Source organism: Sporosarcina koreensis (genome assembly GCF_001531445.1).
Taxonomy (GTDB): domain Bacteria; phylum Bacillota; class Bacilli; order Bacillales_A; family Planococcaceae; genus Sporosarcina; species Sporosarcina koreensis_C.
Genome location: NZ_LQYA01000101.1, coordinates 15,454 through 37,815, shown reverse-complemented (window position 1 = coordinate 37,815; position 22,362 = coordinate 15,454). Strand labels below are relative to the sequence as shown.

The 22,362-nt window shown below is 42.4% G+C and carries 18 protein-coding genes; 16 read left to right on the top strand and 2 right to left on the bottom strand.

Features of this window, described 5'->3' with window-relative positions; all coding sequences use genetic code 11:
* Positions 1 to 24: 24 nt before the first annotated feature.
* From AWV70_RS11995 to AWV70_RS11970, 6 genes are all read left to right on the top strand, one after another.
* Complete coding sequence (locus AWV70_RS11995; RefSeq protein ID WP_153009975.1) at positions 25 to 1,020, top strand: Bug family tripartite tricarboxylate transporter substrate binding protein; 996 nt, start codon at positions 25 to 27, stop codon at positions 1,018 to 1,020.
* A 75-nt stretch (positions 1,021 to 1,095) separates the two neighbouring features.
* Positions 1,096 to 1,539: a tripartite tricarboxylate transporter TctB family protein gene (locus AWV70_RS11990; protein ID WP_060207355.1), complete on the top strand. Its 444-nt coding sequence runs from the start codon at positions 1,096 to 1,098 to the stop codon at positions 1,537 to 1,539.
* Between the two features lie 16 nt (positions 1,540 to 1,555).
* Complete coding sequence (locus AWV70_RS11985) at positions 1,556 to 3,031, top strand: tripartite tricarboxylate transporter permease (RefSeq protein ID WP_060207353.1); 1,476 nt, start codon at positions 1,556 to 1,558, stop codon at positions 3,029 to 3,031.
* Positions 3,032 to 3,043: 12 nt separating this feature from the next.
* Positions 3,044 to 4,192, top strand: coding sequence for a galactonate dehydratase (gene dgoD, locus AWV70_RS11980; RefSeq protein ID WP_060207351.1), 1,149 nt, complete (start codon positions 3,044 to 3,046; stop codon positions 4,190 to 4,192).
* A gap of 24 nt (positions 4,193 to 4,216) precedes the next feature.
* The gene (locus AWV70_RS11975) at positions 4,217 to 5,188 is read left to right on the top strand and encodes a 2-hydroxyacid dehydrogenase (RefSeq protein WP_060207349.1); all 972 of its coding nucleotides are present in this window, start codon (positions 4,217 to 4,219) and stop codon (positions 5,186 to 5,188) included.
* 92 nt (positions 5,189 to 5,280) lie between these two features.
* A complete protein-coding gene (locus tag AWV70_RS11970) occupies positions 5,281 to 6,087 on the top strand; it encodes a sugar phosphate isomerase/epimerase family protein (protein ID WP_160327658.1) in 807 nt (268 codons plus the stop codon).
* A 117-nt stretch (positions 6,088 to 6,204) separates the two neighbouring features.
* On the opposite strand, the gene AWV70_RS11965 is transcribed toward AWV70_RS11970, so the two are convergent.
* On the bottom strand, positions 6,205 to 8,529 hold the full coding sequence (locus AWV70_RS11965; RefSeq protein ID WP_060207346.1) for a glycerophosphodiester phosphodiesterase family protein: 2,325 nt from the start codon (positions 8,527 to 8,529) through the stop codon (positions 6,205 to 6,207).
* 409 nt (positions 8,530 to 8,938) lie between these two features.
* On the opposite strand from AWV70_RS11965, the gene AWV70_RS11960 reads away from it, so the two are divergent.
* From AWV70_RS11960 to AWV70_RS11945, 4 genes are all read left to right on the top strand, one after another.
* The gene (locus AWV70_RS11960; RefSeq protein ID WP_060207345.1) at positions 8,939 to 9,967 is read left to right on the top strand and encodes an ABC transporter substrate-binding protein; all 1,029 of its coding nucleotides are present in this window, start codon (positions 8,939 to 8,941) and stop codon (positions 9,965 to 9,967) included.
* A gap of 15 nt (positions 9,968 to 9,982) precedes the next feature.
* The gene (locus AWV70_RS11955) at positions 9,983 to 11,113 is read left to right on the top strand and encodes an ABC transporter ATP-binding protein (protein WP_060207344.1); all 1,131 of its coding nucleotides are present in this window, start codon (positions 9,983 to 9,985) and stop codon (positions 11,111 to 11,113) included.
* Entirely contained in the window at positions 11,110 to 12,813 is a 1,704-nt protein-coding gene (locus AWV70_RS11950; RefSeq protein WP_060207343.1) for an ABC transporter permease, read from the top strand. Before AWV70_RS11955 ends, AWV70_RS11950 begins: the two co-directional genes overlap by 4 nt.
* A 63-nt stretch (positions 12,814 to 12,876) precedes the next feature.
* The gene (locus AWV70_RS11945) at positions 12,877 to 13,653 is read left to right on the top strand and encodes an HAD-IIA family hydrolase (RefSeq protein WP_060207341.1); all 777 of its coding nucleotides are present in this window, start codon (positions 12,877 to 12,879) and stop codon (positions 13,651 to 13,653) included.
* Here AWV70_RS11945 and AWV70_RS11940 read toward each other — a convergent pair.
* On the bottom strand, positions 13,648 to 14,211 hold the full coding sequence (locus AWV70_RS11940; protein WP_060207339.1) for a glycerol-3-phosphate responsive antiterminator: 564 nt from the start codon (positions 14,209 to 14,211) through the stop codon (positions 13,648 to 13,650). The two genes, AWV70_RS11945 and AWV70_RS11940, sit on opposite strands and share 6 nt — an antisense overlap.
* Positions 14,212 to 14,372: 161 nt before the next feature.
* On the opposite strand from AWV70_RS11940, the gene AWV70_RS11935 reads away from it, so the two are divergent.
* From AWV70_RS11935 to AWV70_RS11910, 6 genes are all read left to right on the top strand, one after another.
* Complete coding sequence (locus tag AWV70_RS11935) at positions 14,373 to 16,019, top strand: glycerol-3-phosphate dehydrogenase/oxidase (protein WP_060207337.1); 1,647 nt, start codon at positions 14,373 to 14,375, stop codon at positions 16,017 to 16,019.
* Positions 16,020 to 16,293: 274 nt separating this feature from the next.
* Positions 16,294 to 17,898, top strand: coding sequence for a BC_2427 family protein (locus tag AWV70_RS11930; RefSeq protein ID WP_060207335.1), 1,605 nt, complete (start codon positions 16,294 to 16,296; stop codon positions 17,896 to 17,898).
* A gap of 264 nt (positions 17,899 to 18,162) precedes the next feature.
* Complete coding sequence (locus AWV70_RS11925) at positions 18,163 to 18,912, top strand: CsxC family protein (protein WP_060207334.1); 750 nt, start codon at positions 18,163 to 18,165, stop codon at positions 18,910 to 18,912.
* Between the two features lie 298 nt (positions 18,913 to 19,210).
* A complete protein-coding gene (locus AWV70_RS11920; protein ID WP_060207332.1) occupies positions 19,211 to 19,867 on the top strand; it encodes a PIG-L deacetylase family protein in 657 nt (218 codons plus the stop codon).
* A complete protein-coding gene (locus tag AWV70_RS11915) occupies positions 19,864 to 21,177 on the top strand; it encodes a glycosyltransferase family 4 protein (protein WP_060207331.1) in 1,314 nt (437 codons plus the stop codon). Before AWV70_RS11920 ends, AWV70_RS11915 begins: the two co-directional genes overlap by 4 nt.
* Positions 21,174 to 22,355, top strand: a complete 1,182-nt coding sequence (locus AWV70_RS11910; protein WP_060207330.1) for an ATP-grasp domain-containing protein — start codon at positions 21,174 to 21,176, stop codon at positions 22,353 to 22,355. The genes AWV70_RS11915 and AWV70_RS11910 overlap by 4 nt, the downstream gene beginning before the upstream one ends.
* Positions 22,356 to 22,362: the final 7 nt, after the last annotated feature.

Below are 22,362 nucleotides of genomic sequence, written 5' to 3'. Positions count from 1 at the left end.
ATTAGAATTCAAGGAGGAACTATGATGAAAAAGTATATGAAATATAGCGCATTTGCAATCGTTGCTGTTTTGCTTTTAGCAATTGCAGGATGTGGAAAAGACAACTCTGACGGTGCAGGTGGGAAAGATGAATTCCCTAAAAAAGCGATTACACTGATTTCACCTACTTCAGCTGGCGGCGGAACGGATGCAGCTGCTAGAGCGTTAGCTGCAGATGTTGAAAAGCATTTGGGGCAACCAGTCGGTGTTGTAAATAAACCGGGCGGAAGCGGGTCAGTTGGTATGACTGAAGGCGCGAATGCGAATCCGGATGGTTACACAGCTACAATGGTTATTGCGGAGTTGACAATGTTGGAGCATATGGGCGTTTCTTCACTAAATCAAGATCAAATGAAAGCGGTAGCGATGATCAACTTGGATCCTGCTGCATTAACAGTTCCTGCTGATGCACCTTATGATACGTTGGATGGCTTCATCGCTTACGCAAAAGCACATCCAGGCGAATTGAACGTCGGTAATGCTGGTTCAGGATCTATTTGGCACGTGGCAGCTGAAAGCTTGGCGAAAAATGCAGGTATCGAATTGAACCATGTTCCATTTGAAGGGGCAGCACCAGCTGTAACAGCTTTAGTTGGTGGTCATGTTGACGCAGTTACAGTGAGTCCTGCAGAAGTGAAAACACATTTGGATGCAGGGACTCTGAAGACACTTGCAGTTATGTCTGACAAACGATCTGACATCATTCCGGATGTTCCAACGTTTACAGAAGCGGGACTTGAAAGTGAAACAATTGCAACATGGAGAGGAATTACGGTACCTAAAGATACACCGGATGAAATTGTAGCAATTTTAGAAGATGCTTTCCTCAAAGCGGCTAAAGAAGAGAACTTCCAGAAATTCATGAGCAGCAACGGTCTTGGCATTGAGTTGAAAAGTTCCAAAGAGTTTACTTCCTTTATGGATGAAAACTACAATTACTATAAAGAAATGTTCGCAGAATTAGGCTTAAGCGGCAAATAAAGATCGAAAATAAAGATTGGGATTTCCCAATCTTTATTTTTTCAACATCGTTAAAATGAAAAAGGGGTGTAACCGATGAAAGTTCCGCATATTACGAGTGGAATCGTTTCAATTTTCATAGGCGGGTTCTTTTACTTTTTGACAATGGACTTTCCGAAACTGAACAATACTGAAACTGGTCCGGCATTTTTACCGAGAATTTATTGCGGACTGTTAGTAGTATTCGGATTGATTCTCTTTATCCAGGGGATTCTTGACAAAAATAAGGAAGTTAAAAAGGAGAAAACATTCTTGTTCGCTTTACTGTCGATGGGAATTGTTTGTCTCTATATTGTCGTGATGCCGTATGTCGGTTTTTACATATCCACTGCGTTGACGCTAGTAGCGCTTTTGCTGTTTTCTAAAATACGCAGTATCCTGACTTTGGTCAGTGTTCCTGTAGGCGCTTTACTTTTTGTCTACGTAGTTTTCGAGTTGCTGTTAAAAGTTCAAATTCCAAGTGGTTCATTATTCTTATAGTCGGGAGGGGACAGAGATGAATTTATTACTAGAAGGGCTAGTTAATGTATTTCAGTGGGAAGTACTGTTATTCCTAACTTTCGGGACCATATTGGGAATCATCATCGGCTCTCTGCCCGGCTTGACGTCAACAATGGGAGTGGCTCTCATGTTGCCGTTAACGTTTGGAATGGAACCTGTGCCAGGAATCTTATTGCTGATCGGCGTCTATTTCGGATCGGTGTACGGGGGATCTTTGACCGCAATATTGATCAATACACCAGGAACCCCCGCTTCTGCTGCTACTGTGATGGATGGCTATCCGCTGACCCAGAAAGGGCAGGCGCATAAAGCGTTGACCATTTCCACTTTGTCGTGTGCTATCGGCGGAATAATAAGTGTTCTTGTATTAATTTTAGTTGCACCTCAATTAGCTAGTTTTGCATTGAAGTTCAGCGCGCCGGAATCCTTTGCTTTGGCATTGTTCGGGCTATCAATCGTGTCAAGTATCGCTGGAAAGTCAATCGTCAAAGGCTTGATGGCCGGTACATTAGGGCTGTTAATTGCGACAATCGGGTTGGATCCGATTGGAGGCTTTCCCCGATTCACCTTTGGGATGCCTGAAATGACGACTGGCATCGGTTTTATTCCGATCATGATCGGTCTCTTTGCGCTTTCGGAGGCTTTTAAATCAATGGAAGATATCTTCGTTGAAAAGAGGGTCAACGTTGTTATTGAAAAAGTGAAGCTGAAGTGGGTAGAGTTTAAAGGATTGATTGGCACAATTCTTCGTTCTGCAGGAATTGGGACGTTCACAGGAATGATTCCGGGTGCAGGTGCAGATATTGCTGCTTTCGTCGCCTATAATGAAGCAAAACGCTTTGCGAAAAATAAAGATGAATTTGGCAAAGGGGACATGCGTGGAGTTGCAGCGCCAGAAGCCGCGGGGAACAGTGTGACAGGCGGTGCGATGATTCCACTTTTAACATTGGGCATCCCGGGCGATGCTGTAACGGCTGTCCTGCTTGGAGCTTTAATGGTTCAAGGTCTTCAACCGGGACCGATGCTATTTGAATCCAATGGTCCTATCGTCTACACATTATTTGTCGGAATGCTCTTGGCAAACGTGTTGTTATTGGTTTTCGGGCTATTGGGAATCCGTTTCTTTACAAAGGTCCTGCTTATCCCTAAAACGATTTTGACGCCGCTTATCATAATGCTTTGTGTTGTTGGTGCTTATTCTCTGGGAAATAATTATTTCGATGTAGTTGTCATGTTTATTGCAGGGGTAGTCGGATATTTCTTTAAAAAGTTTGAAATTCCAGCCTCGCCTGTCATTTTAGGGCTGATTTTAGGACCGATGATGGAAAGTAATCTAAGAAGAGCGTTAGTGATGTCTCAAGGTGATTTAAGCATCTTCTATACGAGGCCGATTACTGTCGTCTTGTTATCAATCGCGGTCATCACTTTGTTCACACCACTGTTCACGAAAAAAATCATGAAGAATTCTTAAGGGGGCAGCATGATGAAAATTACTGGCTATGAATTATTCCTGGTACCTCCAAGATGGCTGTTCTTGAAAATAGAAACCGACGAAGGAATCGTTGGTTGGGGGGAGCCCGTCGTAGAGGGCAGGGCACATACAGTAAAAGCTTGTGTTGAAGAATTGATGGAATACATGATTGGCAAGGATCCAATGAGGATCGAGGATCATTGGAATATGCTTTATCGATCCGGTTTCTATAGGGGTGGGCCTATTTTAATGAGTGCGATTTCCGGAATCGACCAGGCGTTATGGGATATTAAAGGAAAGTATTTTAATACTCCAATCTATCAACTGATGGGAGGCGCATGCCGCGATTCTATCAAAGTCTATTCGTGGATTGGCGGCGATCGACCGACAGATGTTGGTGCGGCTGCCAAATCAGTCGTCGACGCCGGATTTACTGCCGTGAAGATGAACGGAACGGAAGAGCTTCAATACATTGATACGTTTGAAAAGATTGACCAGACACTTGAAAGAGTCGCAGCGGTGCGGGAATCGGTAGGGGAGTATGTCGGAATTGGCATTGATTTTCATGGGCGTGTACATAAACCGATGGCGAAAGTTTTGGCGAAGGAATTGGAGCAGTTTAGACCGATGTTCATAGAAGAACCGGTATTATCCGAAAATGCAGAGGCGTTTAGAGAAATTTCCAATCATACGTCCATCCCGATCGCGACGGGTGAAAGGATGTTCTCTCGCTGGGATTTTAAAAACATCCTTCAAGACGGTTATGTGGACATTGTCCAACCGGATCTGTCCCATGCCGGCGGGATAACAGAAGTGAAGAAAATAGCGAGCATGGCGGAAGCGTACGATGTTGCATTAGCTCCTCACTGTCCACTAGGTCCAATCGCACTCGCCGCTTGTTTGCAAGTGGATGCCACTTCACATAACGCATTTATCCAAGAGCAAAGCTTAGGAATCCACTACAATCAAGGCAGCGATCTATTAGACTATATTACAGACAAATCCGTATTTGACTATAAAGATGGCTACGTCGCCATTCCGCACGGACCTGGTCTCGGAATTGAGATTGATGAAGATTATGTCAGAGAGAAAGCGAAGGAAGGACATAATTGGAAGAATCCTGTTTGGAGACATAAGGATGGCAGTATTGCTGAATGGTAACTGGTAAACTTGAGGGGGATGTATATGAAACCAAAAGTATTTATAGCGAAGCCGATTCCGCAAGAGGTTGAAGACTTCATAGCCGAGCATTGCGACTATAAAATCTGGAAGGGGAACGGACCGATTCCGGAGAGTGAATTGTGGAAGGAAATAGCGGATGTGGAAGGGATCATGACACCGAAAGGCATGATAACAGAAGACTTTCTAGGTCATGCTCCTAAGTTAAAAGTGGTCAGCAATATTGCCGTTGGTTACGATGGCTTTGATATTGAGGCGATGAAGGCAAGAAACGTTATTGGTACGCATACGCCGTACGTACTTGACGATTCTGTTGCAGATCTGGTATTTGGGCTGATCCTTGCTACATCCAGAAGAATTGTGGAGTTTAATCAGTATGTAAAAGAAGGTAAGTGGAATCATCATTTAGACAGCCAGGAGTTTTTCGGAAAAGATGTCCATCATGCCACTTTGGGCATTATCGGATTGGGGCGTATCGGTGAAAAAGTGGTAAGAAGAGCGAAGTTGGGTTTTGGGATGAATGTTCTTTATCACAACAGATCACGGAAGTTGGAATTGGAAGAGGAGTATGGCGTTCTGTACCGTGATATGAACGCTTTATTGGAAGAATCCGATTTCGTTGTGGTGATGTTGCCTTTAACGGAGGCGACTTACCATGCAATCGGCCAAGAACAGTTCAAGTCCATGAAACGCGATGCCGTTTTCATCAATTGCTCAAGAGGGCAAGTGGTGGATGAAGTCGCTTTGATTGCTGCTTTGGAAAACAAGGAAATTCTTGCTGCGGGTCTAGATGTATTTGAAATCGAGCCTGTACTAAACAATAACCCACTGTTGAAAATGGATAATGTCATTACACTGCCACATATCGGTTCTTGTACAGAGGATACTCGGTTCGATATGGCTATGAAGGCTGCGGAGAATTTAGTGGCCGGCGTCACAGGTCAGACACCACCGAATATCGTAAAAGAACTGCAGTAGAATTATTATTTTTATACAAAAGAATAGAGAATGATTAGACGATGTTCCGCACGGTGGGAGATCGTCTTTTCGGTTAAGGAGGATGGATGGACATGAAATACGGATGCCACGGATCGACATGGGAGCTTGACTATGATAAAGAAACCGATAACTTAGTGGGGATTATGGATGTCGTTCAAAATAGTGGATTCCAAGGTATCGATGTTCAAGTTTCGTTATTAGGGAGATTTAAACAAGCCCCCGAGCGGCTAAAAGAGGAACTGGATAACAGAGGTCTCGAACTTGCAGCCTTGACAATCCCATTTAGTTGGAGCGGTCAACAAGAAACAGAAGAGGAAATTGCATTATCAAGACACTATATCGACTACTTGAAACACTTCCCGGACGCTATTATGAACGTAGCACCCCGCGTTGGAAATAACCGCAATCATTTAGTACAGAGGCAAAAAGAAATCATTACTTGCGCAAATGCATTAGGGAAAAGGGCGAGCGATCATGGCATCATCTGCTCTTTCCATCCAAGTTCCCCTCCGACGTCCTTCTTCAGGACAGAGGAAGATTACGAAGTCCTGTTTGCCGGATTGGCTACAGAATACATCGGCTATACACCAGATGCAGGCCACATTGCCTATGGAGGCATGGATGTAATGAAAATATTCAAGAAGTACATGCACGCAATCAGGCACGTACATATTAAAGATGCCGTAGCTACGCCTGAATGGAGAAAGATGGGGACAGGTGAAGTGGATTTCCCTGGAATTGTAAAGGAACTAGTGAAAGCAGGTTATACCGGCTGGATCATGTTCGAAGAGGAAACGGAAGAATCTATCAAGAATCCAACGCAGGCTATTATGGATATTAGTGATTATGTACACAGGCAGATCGGATTCCTAAAATGAAGTACACCCAGTCGCAACAAGACCTAAAGCCCTCGTCCACTGAAAGATGAGGGCTGATGTTTATATACAAATAGTGTTTGTTTATAAACTTAAATGTGTCTTGCACAGGCATCCATTCTACTTCACATTCACTTCAATCGGCTCTCCGACAATATTCCATTCCGTTCCAAGCATTGTGAATGTGTGTTTCACAAACACTTGGGCTGTTCCCGGTGAAACAGCTTCGATCGTGTTGCCATTTAGCCTGACGACACCATTGTTTTCCGCAACGAAAAGTTCTGAGGCGATATTTTCCTTTTTCGCTGTACGGTAATTGACAAAGGCTTTGGCTTGTACAGTGGATGTTTTTCCTGGCTTCAGATTGATTTTCTTGATGGGTGTTTCGAGCCTGATCGGTGCATCTGTCAGCCATTGCATATAGTCGGTGATCGGGCCGACGAGTCCTTGTGCGAGTTTATCGCGGAAAGGCTCTTCATCGCGGAATGTCCAGTGCATTGTCAGCATGCCGCGTTGGCGCATATATGTGATGAATTCCTCGTATGTGCTGCCGTAGCTTGCATTCAATGTGACATTATGAGATGTTCCATAATCCATCATCTTTTGGGCGTTTTTAATCTTTGCGTCTGTTGTTCCTGGCACTGATGCGGAATACAAATAGCCAGCAGGGATTTCCGGTTTTAATTCAACCGAATCAATCATACTGCCTAAGTCGAAGCTTTGCATGACAACTTGGTCTACCATTTCTTCATCTTCAATTTCTTTGATCACCTGTTGTTCAATGCCGACGCCTTTTAATTCAACGAGAAGGATGACGTCTTTTCCTTTGAATTCTTTAAGAAATTCTTTGAACGTCGGCACTTGCTCGCCCGTGAATTCATCACTGAACTTGATGCCTGCATCAAGCTGACGGATTTCTTCGAATGTCAGATCACTGACTGCGCCTGTCCCGTTGGTTGTCCGGTTTACCGTCGTATCATGCATGATGATAAGGTGACCGTCTTTCGTCAATTGTAAATCCGTTTCGATTTGGTCCGCGCCAAGCTCGTATGCTAGTCGGTATCCTGCCATTGTGTTTTCAGGGGCGAGCGAAGGTACTCCACGGTGAGCGGCGACGATTGGTCGTTTAACGATTGTATTTGCAGGGTACTTTCCGAGCGCCTCTATGGAAGCAACAGGATTCGTCGTAATGATGCCATCTGCTCCAGTATGGATGAGTGCATGCGCCCCGTTTTCATCTATGGCACCGAATCCCCATACGGCCACCATTCTTGTATGCAAGAAGTGGACTTTTTCAGCATCAATTAGTTTTTCAGGAATCAAAGCAACTTTTGCATTGCTTGAGTGGACTGTTTGGGCTAACTCGTTCAGGTCATGCTTGTTGAATGAATTCTTTGTGTAAACGATTCCCCCTCTAGCTGTCGGCATGAGGTTAGTGATTGTTTTTACGATTTCCGGATGAGAGGAGACAATATGTACATCGACCGTCTGTGCTGCATCCAAGATATCTATGATTGCTTCTTCAATGCCTTTGGTTTCAATTTGCAAGATTGGAATATGCTTGTTTTTGACATTGGCGAGCGCATCATGTAATGGCAAGCCGTTCGTCGTTAACTCACCTGCGCTATTTTGTTCAACTTTTAGTAGGACAGATGCCGTATTTGAAGATTCGGCAGCAGACAGGTTTTGCCCGATAAGTGTAGGAGCGTTTACAATAGTTGTTTGCGGTTCTTCTGGAAGGAACACACCTGCATTTTCAACTGGTGGCAATTCCTGCTCGAGAGTTGAGACTTTTACATTATCGTATAGGACAGTGGCTCCGTTCGCTTGGAAACCGATGTCGCCGTTCAGTAAACTGGATGCTTGGTCTGTATTGATGACAAGCTTGTTGTTGATGAACTGCTGGACGCGATTATTACTTGCTATGATTTTAATGCGGTAAGGCTTGTTGTACTCGAACTTTTCCGTGAAGAATGTCGCTTCTGGTACGACCCATTTGTTTTGAGCATTCCGTTCTGCAAATTCCGCCCCATTCAATGCTGTCGTTCCTCTACGAATTGCGAATTGATAGTACGGGTAATCAGCTGATTGCACACGGAACATCATCGATGCCCATCGAGTATCTTCGACTGCGGAAACGAAAGTCATATCTGCCTCGAAAACGATGTTTCCGTTCTTATCAGGGAGTGGCACAAGCACTCTCGCCGGTAAAGCGGACGAGGGCGAGGTTAACTTCAGTGCTCCATCCTCGATTGATGCTTCTCCTTGAATGACTTTCCATCCCTCTGGCATCACGCCTTCCAATTGCTCAAAATCTTCTTCGACAAGCACTGTCTGTTCCGCACTCGCCACATTGCATGTGCCGACCAAATAGCTTATGCCTGCCGTTATTGCGACAACGCCAATGATGACCCACTTTGTAAATCTGTTTTTACCGTATATCATCCCAATTCCCCCTTTCGAATTAGACCGCCACTCTAGCAATCTAGAAAGCAATCGGTTAGAAGTATACATGTTTTTAAAATTATTTGAAGGTTATAATATTGGAAAGGAGTAAAAACAATTCTTTTCTACCTGAATCACAACAATATCCATTTCCTATGAACTAATTTGCCTACTAGGGTGACAGTCTCAGAGGTAATAGAAAAGAAGAAAATGAATGAACGATGCAAATAGTAGGTTGAAAAACAAAATAATCTATTGCAATTATACGAATCTACTGTATACTATGGATAGTTAAATATAGGCAGAGACGATGAGATGAAAGCCTAAAATGTAAGCCCTTTCTTGAAAAAGGGGTTCATTTGGCGTTCTTCTCTTTTTTCTTGCCTAAAAAAATATTAGGGGGATTTTCATGAAAAGATTTGGTGGAATAGCTGCTAGTATCTTATTGGCAACAGGATTGTTGGCCGGTTGTGCAGGGGGAGCATCAGAAGGCGGAAGTGGAAAAGGGGACAGGATTACTCTTTATTCACCGGAAACACCTGATTTCACGAAGGAATTGGCTCAGAAATATGAGGAATTGTACGATGAGAAAGTCGACGTACAATACGCGGGAACGAATATCCTTGTCAATCGGATGATGGCTGAGAAGGACAACCCTCAAGCGGATGTTTGGTATGGCGGAGGAGGCATTCTGCCGTTTGAAGCTGCAGTAGATCGTGGAATCCTAGCTTCTTACATACCGGATTTTGCGGCGGACTGGGATGTTGTAGAGAACGGTATTAAATTGAAGCATGAAGATGGTAAATATGTCGGCGTTGAACTATTCGTATTAGGTTTCTCTTATAACACGGATTTGGTTACTGAAGAGGAAGCTCCTAAGACGTGGGCAGACTTGCTTGATCCGAAATGGGAAGGGAAGATCCAGTTCCCGAATCCTGCAGCGTCCGGTACAGCCACTCTAATGGTTATGGATCAGATGATGCAGCAAGGTGAAGAGGAAGCTTGGGAGTATTTTGAGAAGCTCGTGAAGCAAGCGAACTCGATTCCTGACTCAGGCTCTGCGCCTACAAAAGCGGTAGCGATGGGTGAAGCGCATATCGGCATCGGATTCGACTTCATGGCATATGAGCAAAAAGCGAAAGGTGAAACTGTAGACTTCGTCGTACCTGATAAGACACCGGTGCTCGTCAACCCTGCAACATTGATTGAAGGTGGCCCGAATGCTGAAGGCGGTAAGAAGTTCATCGATTTCCTTTTGTCCGAGGAAGCTCAACAAATCATGGCAGATTGGTACCATATTCCAATCAATCCGAAAGTAGAGTCGAAAACTCCATTGACGCTTGAAAAGGTAAAAGAACACGCGGTGGATTTAGATATCGATTGGGTGAATGAAAACTACGATCGCGTTCGTAACGAATGGAAAGACAAATTTCAATAAGTAAGGGTGATATGTATGGGGTCAGTAAAAATTGAAAATATGACAAAGACGTTTGGGGACTTTACTGCTCTTCACGACATTAACCTTGATATCGAGGAGGGCGAATTTTTCGCTCTTCTCGGTCCTTCGGGATGTGGGAAAACGACAACGATGCGGTGTATCGCAGGATTTGAAAATCCTTCGTCGGGATCCATTTACATAGGGAATCGTGAAGTGGAAAAGATTCCGGCAAATCGTCGGAATTGCGGTATGGTCTTTCAAAGCTATGCACTGTTTCCACATATGAATGTGTTTGAAAACGTTGCTTACAGTTTGAATATCAAGGAACTCAATGCGAGCAATCCGATTAAACAAATGGGGATATACACACGTCTGTTGACGAGGCGTTTTGGAAAGTATCCGGTCGAACTGAAAAACAAAGTGATGGAAATATTAAAGTATGTTGAATTGGAAAATCATGCGGATCGTCTGACGAGCGAGTTATCGGGCGGCCAGCAGCAAAGGGTAGCCTTGGCAAGGGCTTTAGTCATGGAGCCCGCTGTACTTCTCATGGATGAGCCGTTATCCAACTTGGATCAGAAATTGCGTCACTCTATGAGGAACACGATTCGATCGATCCAACAGGATTTAGGCATCACAACGATTTTCGTCACGCACGATCAAGAAGAGGCGATGAGTATGGCGGACCGGGTTGCGGTTATGGATAAAGGCCATATTGTTCAAATCGGCACGCCGACAGATCTATACAGTAATCCTTCTACGCCATTCATCGCGAATTTCGTAGGTACTTCAAATATTTTGAAAGGTACTGTCGAAGGAGAAGAGAGTGGATTCACTATCGTCAAAGGAGAAGGGTTTTTACTCCGTTCTTCAAATAAAGCGAAGAAACAAGAAGTCGATGTCATCATCCGCCCGGAGCACGTGAAAGTGGAAGCCGCGGACAGTGTGATTGATCATGCACATACGAATGTAATTGAAGGAACTGTCATCATGTCTACGTATTTAGGATCGATTGTCCGATACGATGTTCAAGTCGGTTCTTATCAATTAATTGTCGATACAACTTATTCCTCAGGCGCTAATATTTTTGAGGAAGGGAAGAAAGTCAAGTTAACTGTAGATCACGAGAGGGTGCTGTTAATATGAACCGCATTAAAAACAGCTTCAGTGGTTTGACGGTCGTAAAAGTCCTCATTTATGCATTCTTCGGTCTGTTCATGTTGCTTCCGCTTTTTTCTGTTTTCGTTGTTAGTTTTACCGGTGAACCGACCAATCTACTAGGCTCCTTGACAGATCCAGCGATTTTTAATTCAACACTAGAAAAGTTCAAGAACATTTCAATGGATAATTATAAAAGGATTTTCTCGGGGGCTGGCTACTTTTATGCTTTGAAAAACAGCCTTGTGTTGGCGTTTACGGTTACAATCATCATCATCCTTATTTGTATTCCCCTTGCATATGGGATTGCAAGGACGAAAATGCCGTTCAAAAAGACGATATCTGCACTATGCATGATTCCATTGATCGTACCGACTTTCATTTCTGCATATGCGTTTATCATCATGTTCGGCCGGGCCGGATGGGTGACACAAATCTATAACGCGCTAGGCGGGGAAGGCATGCTATTGAACCCCTATTCGATGGCGGGGGTCGTTGCCGTGCAAGTATTCTTCTTTTTCCCTTATGCATTATGGCCGTTAGTGGCAGCGTTCAAAGTGAGTGATATCAGTTTGGAAGAGGCCTCTCAGAATCTGGGGGCGAAAAACTGGTTCACCTTTATCTTTGTGACGTTCCCGCTTGCATTGCCAGGCGTCATATCGAGTGCATTGCTCATCTTTACGGTAAGCTTCTCGGATTTCGGAAGCCCGATCGTTCTTGCACCAAAAGAATTGAATTTGCTTGTAGTTGAAGCGTATCGAGAAATATCAGGTTTCTTCAACTGGGGCGGGGCGGCAATTCTTACTGTTGTAATGGTCATAGTGGCTGCATTCTTTTTCTATCTCCAGCACTTGTTTACGAAAGGGAAAAACTATGGCTCCGTTTCCGGAAAGCCAAAGCAGCAGAAATTGATTGAAAATAAATTATTGACGCGTGTCCTATCTGGCTATTCCCTTATTGTCGTCTTAATTCCGGTGTTGGCGATGCTTTCTGTAGCACTTCAATCCGTTGCAACAACATGGGGGAAAGACTTATTGCCGAGCGGCTATACATTGAACCACTATAAAACAATCTTTTCAACGTCCATGGGTAATATTCAAAACAGTATTATGCTCGCAACGGGCGCATTGGTGTTAAGTGTTATTGTCGCAACGTTCGTATCGTATTTTGTTGTCCGACAGAATTCCGCGAAATTGGATTTCGTCGCTTCTATTCCATTAGTCGTCCCGGGCATCGCTTTCGGGATTGCGTTAATCCAAACTTTCAATACGGCACCTCTACAATTGACAGGGACTGCTGTGCTACTGATCATCGCTTATACAATTCGACGACTTCCTTATATGGTCCGCTCGACAATGGGATCGATGCGGGCAATCAAACAGGATATTGAAGAAGCAGCAGTGAATCTCGGGGCTACCCCTTTGACTGCGGCAATAACCATTGTAGGACCGTTAATGCTGCCGGGAATTGCAGCGGGATCCGTTCTCGTATTCATTACGGTCATTAAAGAGGCGAGTGTTTCGATCTTGCTTGCACCGCCTGAATGGGCGCCGATGAGTTTGGCGATCTTCCAAAACATTCTTCGGGCAGAGTACTATTCAGCAGCAGCGATGTCTGTCGTTCTCGTCGCTTTGGTGCTGATCTTACAAGGTATTGCCAATCTGATTGGGAAAAAACAACGGCTTTAATTTAAAGAGCGAAGAGAAAGTTCAGAACAACTTATGTTTTGGCATAATTGACTTGGGGTGAGGGTGTTGAAAGGTTTTATCTTTGACTTGGATGGAACGATATATCTTGACGATCATATTATCGATGGAGCCTCGGAAGCGATAAAAACGCTGAAAGAGCGTGGGGATAAAGTGGTTTTCCTGACGAATAAATCAATTGCGAATCGTAAAGAGTATGTTGAGAAATTGAATCTTATGGGGATTAACGTCGAGCTTAGCGAAGTCATTAATTCCAATTACATTACTGCACATTATTTAAAAACAGTTATGGACGAGAACGATTCCGTCTACGTAATCGGCGAAGGCCCTTTATTCGAAGAACTGGCGAATGAAAATATAAAGCTGGCGGATAATCCCGCCAGCGCCACTCATGTTGTATTGGGATGGGATCGGCAATTCACGTATGACAAATTGAATAATGCCTTCCAAGCATGGCGAAATGGGGCCGAAATTCTGGCGACCAACCCTGACCGGACTTGTCCGGTCAAGGATGGTGAAATCCCGGATTGCGGCGCTATGATTGGTGCCCTTGAAGGAGCTACTGGTGAACAAGTGAAAATGATTACTGGAAAACCTTCATCCTTAATGGCTGAATACGTCTTGGGCAATGTGTTAGGTATGAAGGCGGATCAATGTTATATGGTAGGTGATCGTTTGGAAACGGATATTAAAATGGCAAACGATGCTGGAATCCATTCAGTCCTTGTCCTGTCAGGCATTACGACTGAAGGAATGTTGGAAAGTGCTGCACATCAACCCGACTTTGTCTTGGAGAGCGTAAAAGATATCGCTTCCTTATAAATCAAAGTTCCACATGTCGGGGTTGCCTGAAGAGACGGCCAATGCGCCCGCTTCAAGGGCAGCATGGACTTCTGAAATATCGGTGATGAGCCCTCCGGCAATGATTGGGAAGTCAAGCTCCCGCGATAACTGATCAATTATTTTCGGCATGATGCCAGGCAGGATTTCCACTGCATCCGGCTTGCACGATTTAACCATTTCGATTCCTTTATTAATAGCGCCCCAATCCAGCAGGAAAATCCGCTGAATCGTTTTTAAGCCAACTTCATTGGCCATTTTCACAATATGGCTTTTCGTTGTGATGATACCTGTCGGATTCCAGTATTCTGCGACATAGTTAAGCGCATTTTTGGAATTGGAAAGCCCGTCAATAAAGTCGAGATGGAGAAATACATGCTTGTCCGCAGCGCGAAGCTGTTGAATATAATCAGCGATTGTCATCAGATTACCAGTCAAGAGAAAAACGATATTTGCATTGGAATTTAGGGCGGGTTGTAAGTCTGCTTCGCTTTTTACAGAGGCTATCATTTGAGATTCGACCATATCGACTAACTTCATTTTGTTCATCCTTTCTAGTACGTCACATAAATCTATACTACCACAAGGAAAGTGCGAAAAAATATAATTAATAAGGTCAGAGATCACAGAGAAGGCCATTGCAACCCCTGCAACTATGCAGGGCTCTTGTAATGGCCATTTTCTATGGAGGAGTGTTACTAATGAAGACTTTTTCTTTTACAGATCGTGAAGTCATTTTACAAAAGTTGGACGACCAACACTATGATGTTGTCATCGTTGGAGGGGGGATTACGGGCGTCGGGATTGCGCTGGACTGTGTCACAAGAGGGTTGAAAACCGTCCTTGTTGAAATGCAGGACTTCGCTGCGGGCACTTCAAGTCGATCCACAAAGTTGGTGCACGGGGGCTTACGTTATTTAAAGCAATTTGAAGTTGGCATGGTGGCAGAAGTCGGCAAAGAAAGGGAAGTTGTCTATCGGAATGCTCCCCATGTGACACATCCTGAATGGATGCTGCTTCCGATTTACAAAAAAGGGACTTTTGGCAAGTATTCCACTTCAGTTGGCTTGAAAGTATATGATTTCTTGGCTGGCGTCAAAAAGAATGAGCGCCGCAAAATGCTAGACCGTAAACAAACGGTACAGCGGGAGCCGTTGCTGAACAAGACAGGTTTAATCGGCAGCGGATATTATGTCGAATATCGTACCGATGATGCGCGGCTAACAATTGAAGTGGCGAAGAAAGCTTTCGAACATGGAGCTGCATTAATTAATTATGCAAAAGCTGAATCCTTCACATACGATGCTTCTGGCAAGGTGAATGGCCTTTATTTCAAAGATCTGGTTTCTGGATCGAAATACCGAGTGAGGGGGAGTAGGATTGTCAATGCGACTGGACCTTGGGTGGAGAGCGTCATTGGCATGGACCGCAAAATTGAAGGGAAGAGCCTGTTTCATTCCAAAGGTGTCCATATCGTTATAGATGGAAGCAAATTCCCGCTACAGCAAGCAATCTATTTCGATACACCCGATGGACGAATGGTATTTGCTATCCCGCGGAACGGTAAAGCATATATTGGAACAACGGATACGGAATATAAAGGAGATCTTCAACTACCACAGGCAACTGAAGAGGACATTAACTATTTACTCGACAGCATCCACTTCATGTTCCCGCAAGTTCGAGTAGGAAGACAAGATGTGGAGTCAACATGGGCTGGCGTCAGACCGCTCATCCGCCAGGAAGGGAAAGGCCCATCCGAAATTTCGCGAAAAGATGAAATCTGGACTTCTGAAACCGGCCTGATCACCATCGCAGGCGGCAAGCTGACCGGCTATCGAAAAATGGCCGAAACAATCACGGATCTATTATGTGAACAATTACGAACTGAAGGAATCAGCAGCAAGAACTCTGTTACAAAAGAACTTCGATTGTCCGGAGGTGATTTTCGTGATCCGCGCGACTATAAAAGTTTCATAATAGATGAGTCAAATAAGCTCTCTAAACTTGAAATTTCATTAGAGGATGCTACAAGCATTGCAGCTATGTACGGAACCAATACACGGATTATTGCCGGCTTGGTGGATAATGTACTATCAGACTCGCCGTTGCCTCTATCTATCAAACTCGTCTTGCAATATGCGATTGACTACGAAATGGCCGTGACTCCAGTCGACTTTTTCATACGGCGAACAGGGGCTGTATTCTTTGATATCGATTGGGTGAATAAATGGAAACAAGAAGTCGTCGAGTACATGTCGGTCATTATGGGGTGGACGGCTGAGGAAAAGGAAATGCATTGGGGAGAGTTGGAAGCCAGGATTTGGGAAGCTGTGGAAGGGAAATGAAATGTTAATTTGTTAATTATATAAGTAGAGCGGTGAGTCGATTAGATGTGGGGTGGCCGGCTCACCGGTTTTTTTGTTGGGATAGGTGGGTTATCTATTGAATATGGAGATTTATCTATTGAATACGCTGAGTTAACTGAAGGTTTATCTGTTTGCTTTCTATTTTATTTTTTAATTGTGCGGGAGTCTAGACATAATGCGACGGCAATGGTCACCCATACCGAAAAAATTGCATAAATTACTATAGATATTAGTTTAATTGGGAGTGAATGTTATGAAAACTCCGTGGATTAATTATAAGGGGATCGATCAATTTGATCGAAAGCGACAGACCACATTTTCTTTCACCTCGCCTTTCGAACGAAGTAAACTACAATCTAAAGGTACAAACGAAGCTATACAAACAGAAACAGATTGTGATTACAGCAAATTAGATGCATCTCCTAGTCCTGCTGATCCAAATGAAGTAAAACCGAAGATTGGCAATTCAATTGGAACCCAGCAAGATCTTCCTAACATACCTGATGAAATGAATAGAGAAACGATTCATCAAATCGTGGAAGAATTAAATTCAGCGATTCGCTCGCAATCCACTATCGCCAATTACTATATAGAGTATAAATCTAAAACCGATTTACCGGGTAATTTAGACATCACAAAATGTATAGGCCTGAAAAAGGATAGGGAGGTGTTCATAAAGTTCGGCCTATCTCAACTGGTAGAAGAAATCCGGTCGAATCTTCCATTTGAGTTATCACTTGTTCCTGAATTGCCGAAAATTGAAGAGGCTCCAGCTACTGAGATGAATCATGAACCTGTTGCATTCAACGATCACGAGATGGGGGAGATTCATGTAATTGACGCTGCTTCTAGTCAAATTGAATTGGACAAAGAGAAAAAAATTCTTGAAGAAGCTGATATTCTCAGCAGTATTAATCTAAAAGAAAGAAATCGGGTTGCCAAACAAGACGGTATCGTTCAGTTGGTAAATCTATTGACGAAAGTCCAAAGCAATCTAATAGAGGCATCTAATAAGATTGATCAACCAAAATCAGAAACAGAGCAATTTTTAACCCCAGATACAATTGATAATTCAAATGAAAGATTGGAAAGGGACGAAGTCGATGGGCAAGGAACGTCGGATGACGCAGATCTGTTTTCGGAAGACGACAGTGTTTTTCGTAAGGTTACTGAAACTCCGTTTTCAACCTATATAGAAATTGATGATTTTCTGCATGTACCTCTATCTGGTGAAGTCAGCCAAAATACAATTGAGTTTCACGACCCGAAAGCACAAAGTTTTGAAATTGATTCAAAATTCATAAGTACGACCGCCTATTACCCGCATAAGCCTACTTGCCAGCTAATAAAATCTACCATCCATGAGATCGTTTATTTAACAAAAAAATCTGCAGGCTATCGATCCCGAAAAAATACTACTATCGCCAAATCTTCAATTGATCCTTTACACCGTTCAGCTAAAAAAAGGAAATCAAAACAACCTCATGAGTCCATTAAGATTAGAGTCCCGGTTGTAGTGGGAGAATATAAAATCGAGATATGTATAGAAGAAGAGGTTTTGTTTGGAGATGAGGCTGTTAGAATTAAAGAAGTCTCCAAAGATGTTGTCTTAACAAATTGCGATTTTATCCCAAACCGATATGCTAAAGCGCAAGAGGAAGGGACTCGTTTAGTCACCAATGGAATGCTATTAATAGAAGGACTTATCGTACAAAATATCGAGTATACTGCGATATCAAATGGAAACGAGAGTTCTCAAAAAAGAACAGGGAATCTATTACATGAAATAATGACAATAGAATTGGTTGTCCAGCTCTTGCAGGAACAGGGAATTCAAGTGAATTGTAGGGAAATCTAGCACCGCAAAAATGTATAAGCCTAGAATGTTGAAATAGAAGTGAGCAAGAAGACATCTGGATTCCAAAATTGTCATTGTTCGGTGAAACAAATAAATTCCGCAATTCACCTAATCCTCTATCAAAAACAGAAATCTCCTTGGATAAATCGACATCCATAAGAATGTCTGTAAATACATGCTAATATGCCAGTTTGCCCGTACCAGGGTGTCGAGCAAGCATAATGTAGTAATGTAAGTTACAAATATTCAAGGAGATGATCTTTAATGAGCGGTAACTCTGAACAATTGCCTGTTGTCCCTGCCTGTGAGGTGACATCCTATCAACAAATACCTTTTCACGATGATGATATAGATTTTAGAAAAGATACCCGTCATCCAACGATTAAAGTACCCGTTGTTTTAGCGGAAAGGAAGATTCAAATTGTTTTAGAATCCGACATTTTGTTGACTCCAGCCGCAACGGAAATTAAGCGGGTCACCAAGAACGTATTCTTGGATCAGGTAAAACTGGTTCCGGTCAAATTCAAGGAGATTGGGGATACAGGCTATTTCGAAGTAAGAAAAGCCAAGTTGTATGTATCTGGGTACATCCGCAAGAATATTGAATACTCTTCCAGCAGTTGCAATGGAGCGATCCGTGATCGAATTGCAGATGTAGGATTCTCAGGATTTACCGAACTTACTAAGGATGACTTTCTCGTTTATCCTGTAATTGGAATTTCCGATAGTAGTAAAGCGCAATTCCTTAACGATCATAACGAAACGGTTCCGCGTTTAGATAAGTATTTCTTCCAGAACCAAGTGAAATACAACGAGCAACCATATGGCGAGCTACTTGGTGCTAACTTCTATGAACTTGATTTTTCACCGGTTGCGGTGGGCCCAGAGGCAAGTTTCAATAGACTAAGGGAAAAAATCGTCATGGATCTATATTTAAAAGTATTACAAGTCCAACAATATAAGTTCGAAGCTAAAAGGGTTCTTCCACACTTTGAAGAAGGTACACTTGGATAATTATTAAGTAGAATTCACTTTTTGTAGATTATTTACAAAACCTTTGAATTTAAGCTCCTAGATTGAAAGGAATTTTTCATCAAAACCTACAGGTATGCGTCGGACACGCCTTCTAACCTTTTTCGTGTAATGTGATGATCACATTTCAGCGATGGTTAGGAGGTTTTTTGGTATGTAGAACCACTTTGATGCCACTTCATTTTAGCAGAATCCGCTTCTGTCTATCGGAACAAGAAAGTAGTTTCATATACATAAAAGGAGTTGAGAAATGAGTGAATCATATTGAGAGGTGAAAAAAATGAAAGGAAATGTATTAGTCATAGCAGCACACCCTGATGACGAGCTACTCGGGAGCGGTGGAACATTGAAGAAATTAATGAATGAAGGATATAACGTTATCACCGTTATTGTTGCCAAAGGACGTAAGGAAGAAGAACATCATATGGATCAGATTGTGTTAAATGCAAATAAACACATAGGGATAGACGAAGTAATATTTCTTGAACATCCAAATCTATTGTTAGAAATGATGCCATTACATGTTCTTACTAAAGATATCGAAGAGTTAATCGAAAAATATGATCCTTCAATAATTTTCACCCATCATTATGGCGATGTGAACAGGGATCACCAAATCCTGTTCCAAGCTGTCCTAACGGCAACCCGGCCGTTACCAGGAAAAAAACCTGTTGAACTTATTTGTTTCGAAACAGTCTCCTCCAGTGAATGGGGTCAACAGTCGGATAACAAGAATTTTAAACCGACTTATTTTGTCGACATTACAGATACCATTGATAAAAAAATAGAGGCTCTAAAGTTTTATGATGTTGAAATGAGGCTGTTTCCCCATCCGCGATCTTATAAAGGTGTCGAATATTTAGCCCGAATGCGTGGCATGACCATCGGAGTCGAGTATGCTGAAGCATTTGAAATCATTAGGAGAGTATGGAAATGACCGATATCGATTCAATGTCGATTCCGTATCCTTACCTTGTTGTTGCAACTGATAAATACTATGGCGTGACTTTTAGCGATGATGGAAAACAGATAAGGAACAAGAAGAAAAACAGGAAAAAGTTCGAAAGTGGGAAACAAAAAAAACTACGGATTTTACTAACGACATACTGGGATTACCCAGTTGTCGGTGGTCTTCAAAATTATATAACAACGCTTAAAAAAGGCTTAGAAAAGTTAGGCCATATTGTTGATGTTTTTTCTTCGAATAGTTTTTCAGATAACTCAAAGGGACTGAGAAAGAGAATTACCGAGGAGACCAAACGATTTTACAAGAATCGTTATCAAACCTACAGTAACAAGATCGTAAAGGAAAATTGTCGACTTTCTCTTTACGAGATGAACTTAAGGGAACTGGATTTAGAGAAATATGATATTTTCCACGCACAGGATCGTTTTACAGCAATTGTAGTAGGGAGAGTAAACGAAGAGTACAAAAAGCCGCTACTATTTACTCCACATGGTTTTATGACACAACGAAGACTCGATTTAGGGATGCTTGAACAAGGAACGGTGGAAGAGACATATTTCTTATCATTGGATCGAAAAGCTATAGAAGTTTCGGACAAAGTCATTACACTTTGTGAAGTCTTCCGCCCCGTATTGAAGAAATTAGGGGCCAAGGATGACAAAATTACAACGGTTTACACGGGTATCGATGTTAAATTGGAAACTAAAAAAACATCAAAAATAACAAAAAAGGATAAAACCGTTATCACTTGTATTTCTCGTCTTCGTCCACGCAAGGGCCATAAATACCTGTTTGAGGCGCTTGCCTCAATAAAAGGCAAATTAACAAATGTTGAAGTATGGATTGTTGGTGATGGAGAAGTAAGAGAAGAACTGGAAGATCAAGTGGAAGCTTTGAATTTAAAAGAAGTCAAATTTCTTGGCGAAAGAAAAGATATAAATAAGCTATTAAGTCAGTCCGATATTTTCATATTACCGACTACGAGCGATACACTGCCGCTTGCAATTATCGAAGCGATGTTTGCAAATAAGGCAATTATTTCAACGAAAATTGGCGGCATTCCGGAAATTATTCAAAATAACCATACCGGATTACTAACTGATCCTGGGAATTCGAAGCAATTAGCTGAAAAAATTCTATCCCTTCTTGGCGACCCGGCGTTAAGAGAAAGAATAGCTGCAAATGCTACGAGTTATGCCGAAAAGAATTTACGGAGTTCAACAATGGTTACACGAATCGAAGCGATTTATCATTCTTTTCTTAAGGGGGCGAAAGGATGAGACATGATATTCACGCTGTTGTTCTTGATTTAAGTGCAACTGGCATTGGAATCGTGAGAAGTTTGAAAGAAAAAAAGATTAATGTCTTTGCGTACGATGTGGAAGGGAAATATGCAATTGGCAAAACCCGTCATGCCAATTGTGGTATTTGTCCGAACCCCATCACAGAAAGAAAAGAATTATTGAAATTCCTTATCCAGCTCGGTGAGAAATTCAGTGAAAGTCCGGTACTTTATGCAGGGTCAGATGACTTTGTCCATTTCATATCGAATCATAGAAATATATTGTCCCGGTATTACCGCTTCTTACTTCCAGCGAAATCACTAGTAGACGCAGTATTGGATAAAAGGCTGACATATGATCTCGCCGCAAAAAATAACGTTCCATGCCCTAAAGTTTTCACGATATATGATGAGGAGTATCTTGAAGAAATCATCGATGATATTAGCTTTCCATGTATTTTAAAACCTATCAATTCTTCAGCTTTCCGTAAGCGAATCAGTCATCGACTGTACAAGAAAGCGATTGTAGTGGAGAAGGCATCAGAATTACGGGAAAAATACCTTACTTACCTGCCGTATGGTGAATTGATGATCCAGGAAATCATTCCTGGAGATGAGACTTGCATTTACTCAGTCAAAACATTTTTTGATGAACAAATGAATTTGATAGGCGTTTATATGAATCAAAAAATCCATCAATTCCCTCCAGACTATGGTTCCTCAGCAATGGTCGTAAGTGTAAGAGATGAAGAAGTGATTCAAAAGGCTGTATCTTTCCTCTCACAACTTCAATTTAAAGGCTTGGCCATTACGGAATTCAAAAGAGATCAAAGGGATGGAGAGTTGAAGTTTATAGAGATTAATTCTCGAATTGGACTAACTCAGCGGTTATCAATCGCGTGTGGCGTAGATTTAGCTTACTTGTATTATCTGTCTCTTACAGGACAAAATCCAACACCTGTCACTAGTCAATGGGAAGGTGTCAAATGGGTGTATCTAGTTCGTGATTTCATCTCATTTCTTCAAAAGCGAAGTAGGGGAGAAATGACTTTTGGAAAATGGATTGAAGGGTTGAAGGGGAAAAAAGTTGAGGCACTATTTAGGTGGGACGACCCACTTCCATTTCTACGAAGCACAATATCCCACCTTCGAAATTTATCCCATAATAACAAGTGAAACTTTA

Bases quoted from the DNA above. Each gene is read 5' to 3' on its own strand.
- AWV70_RS11995 (WP_153009975.1), top strand. From the start codon at position 25: ATGAAAAAGTATATGAAATATAGCGCATTTGCAATCGTTGCTGTTTTG.
- AWV70_RS11990 (WP_060207355.1), top strand. From the start codon at position 1,096: ATGAAAGTTCCGCATATTACGAGTGGAATCGTTTCAATTTTCATAGGC.
- AWV70_RS11985 (WP_060207353.1), top strand. From the start codon at position 1,556: ATGAATTTATTACTAGAAGGGCTAGTTAATGTATTTCAGTGGGAAGTA.
- dgoD (WP_060207351.1), top strand. From the start codon at position 3,044: ATGAAAATTACTGGCTATGAATTATTCCTGGTACCTCCAAGATGGCTG.
- AWV70_RS11975 (WP_060207349.1), top strand. From the start codon at position 4,217: ATGAAACCAAAAGTATTTATAGCGAAGCCGATTCCGCAAGAGGTTGAA.
- AWV70_RS11970 (WP_160327658.1), top strand. From the start codon at position 5,281: ATGAAATACGGATGCCACGGATCGACATGGGAGCTTGACTATGATAAA.
- AWV70_RS11965 (WP_060207346.1), bottom strand. From the start codon at position 8,529: ATGATATACGGTAAAAACAGATTTACAAAGTGGGTCATCATTGGCGTT.
- AWV70_RS11960 (WP_060207345.1), top strand. From the start codon at position 8,939: ATGAAAAGATTTGGTGGAATAGCTGCTAGTATCTTATTGGCAACAGGA.
- AWV70_RS11955 (WP_060207344.1), top strand. From the start codon at position 9,983: ATGGGGTCAGTAAAAATTGAAAATATGACAAAGACGTTTGGGGACTTT.
- AWV70_RS11950 (WP_060207343.1), top strand. From the start codon at position 11,110: ATGAACCGCATTAAAAACAGCTTCAGTGGTTTGACGGTCGTAAAAGTC.
- AWV70_RS11940 (WP_060207339.1), bottom strand. From the start codon at position 14,211: ATGAAGTTAGTCGATATGGTCGAATCTCAAATGATAGCCTCTGTAAAA.
- AWV70_RS11935 (WP_060207337.1), top strand. From the start codon at position 14,373: ATGAAGACTTTTTCTTTTACAGATCGTGAAGTCATTTTACAAAAGTTG.
- AWV70_RS11930 (WP_060207335.1), top strand. From the start codon at position 16,294: ATGAAAACTCCGTGGATTAATTATAAGGGGATCGATCAATTTGATCGA.
- AWV70_RS11925 (WP_060207334.1), top strand. From the start codon at position 18,163: ATGAGCGGTAACTCTGAACAATTGCCTGTTGTCCCTGCCTGTGAGGTG.
- AWV70_RS11920 (WP_060207332.1), top strand. From the start codon at position 19,211: ATGAAAGGAAATGTATTAGTCATAGCAGCACACCCTGATGACGAGCTA.
- AWV70_RS11915 (WP_060207331.1), top strand. From the start codon at position 19,864: ATGACCGATATCGATTCAATGTCGATTCCGTATCCTTACCTTGTTGTT.
- AWV70_RS11910 (WP_060207330.1), top strand. From the start codon at position 21,174: ATGAGACATGATATTCACGCTGTTGTTCTTGATTTAAGTGCAACTGGC.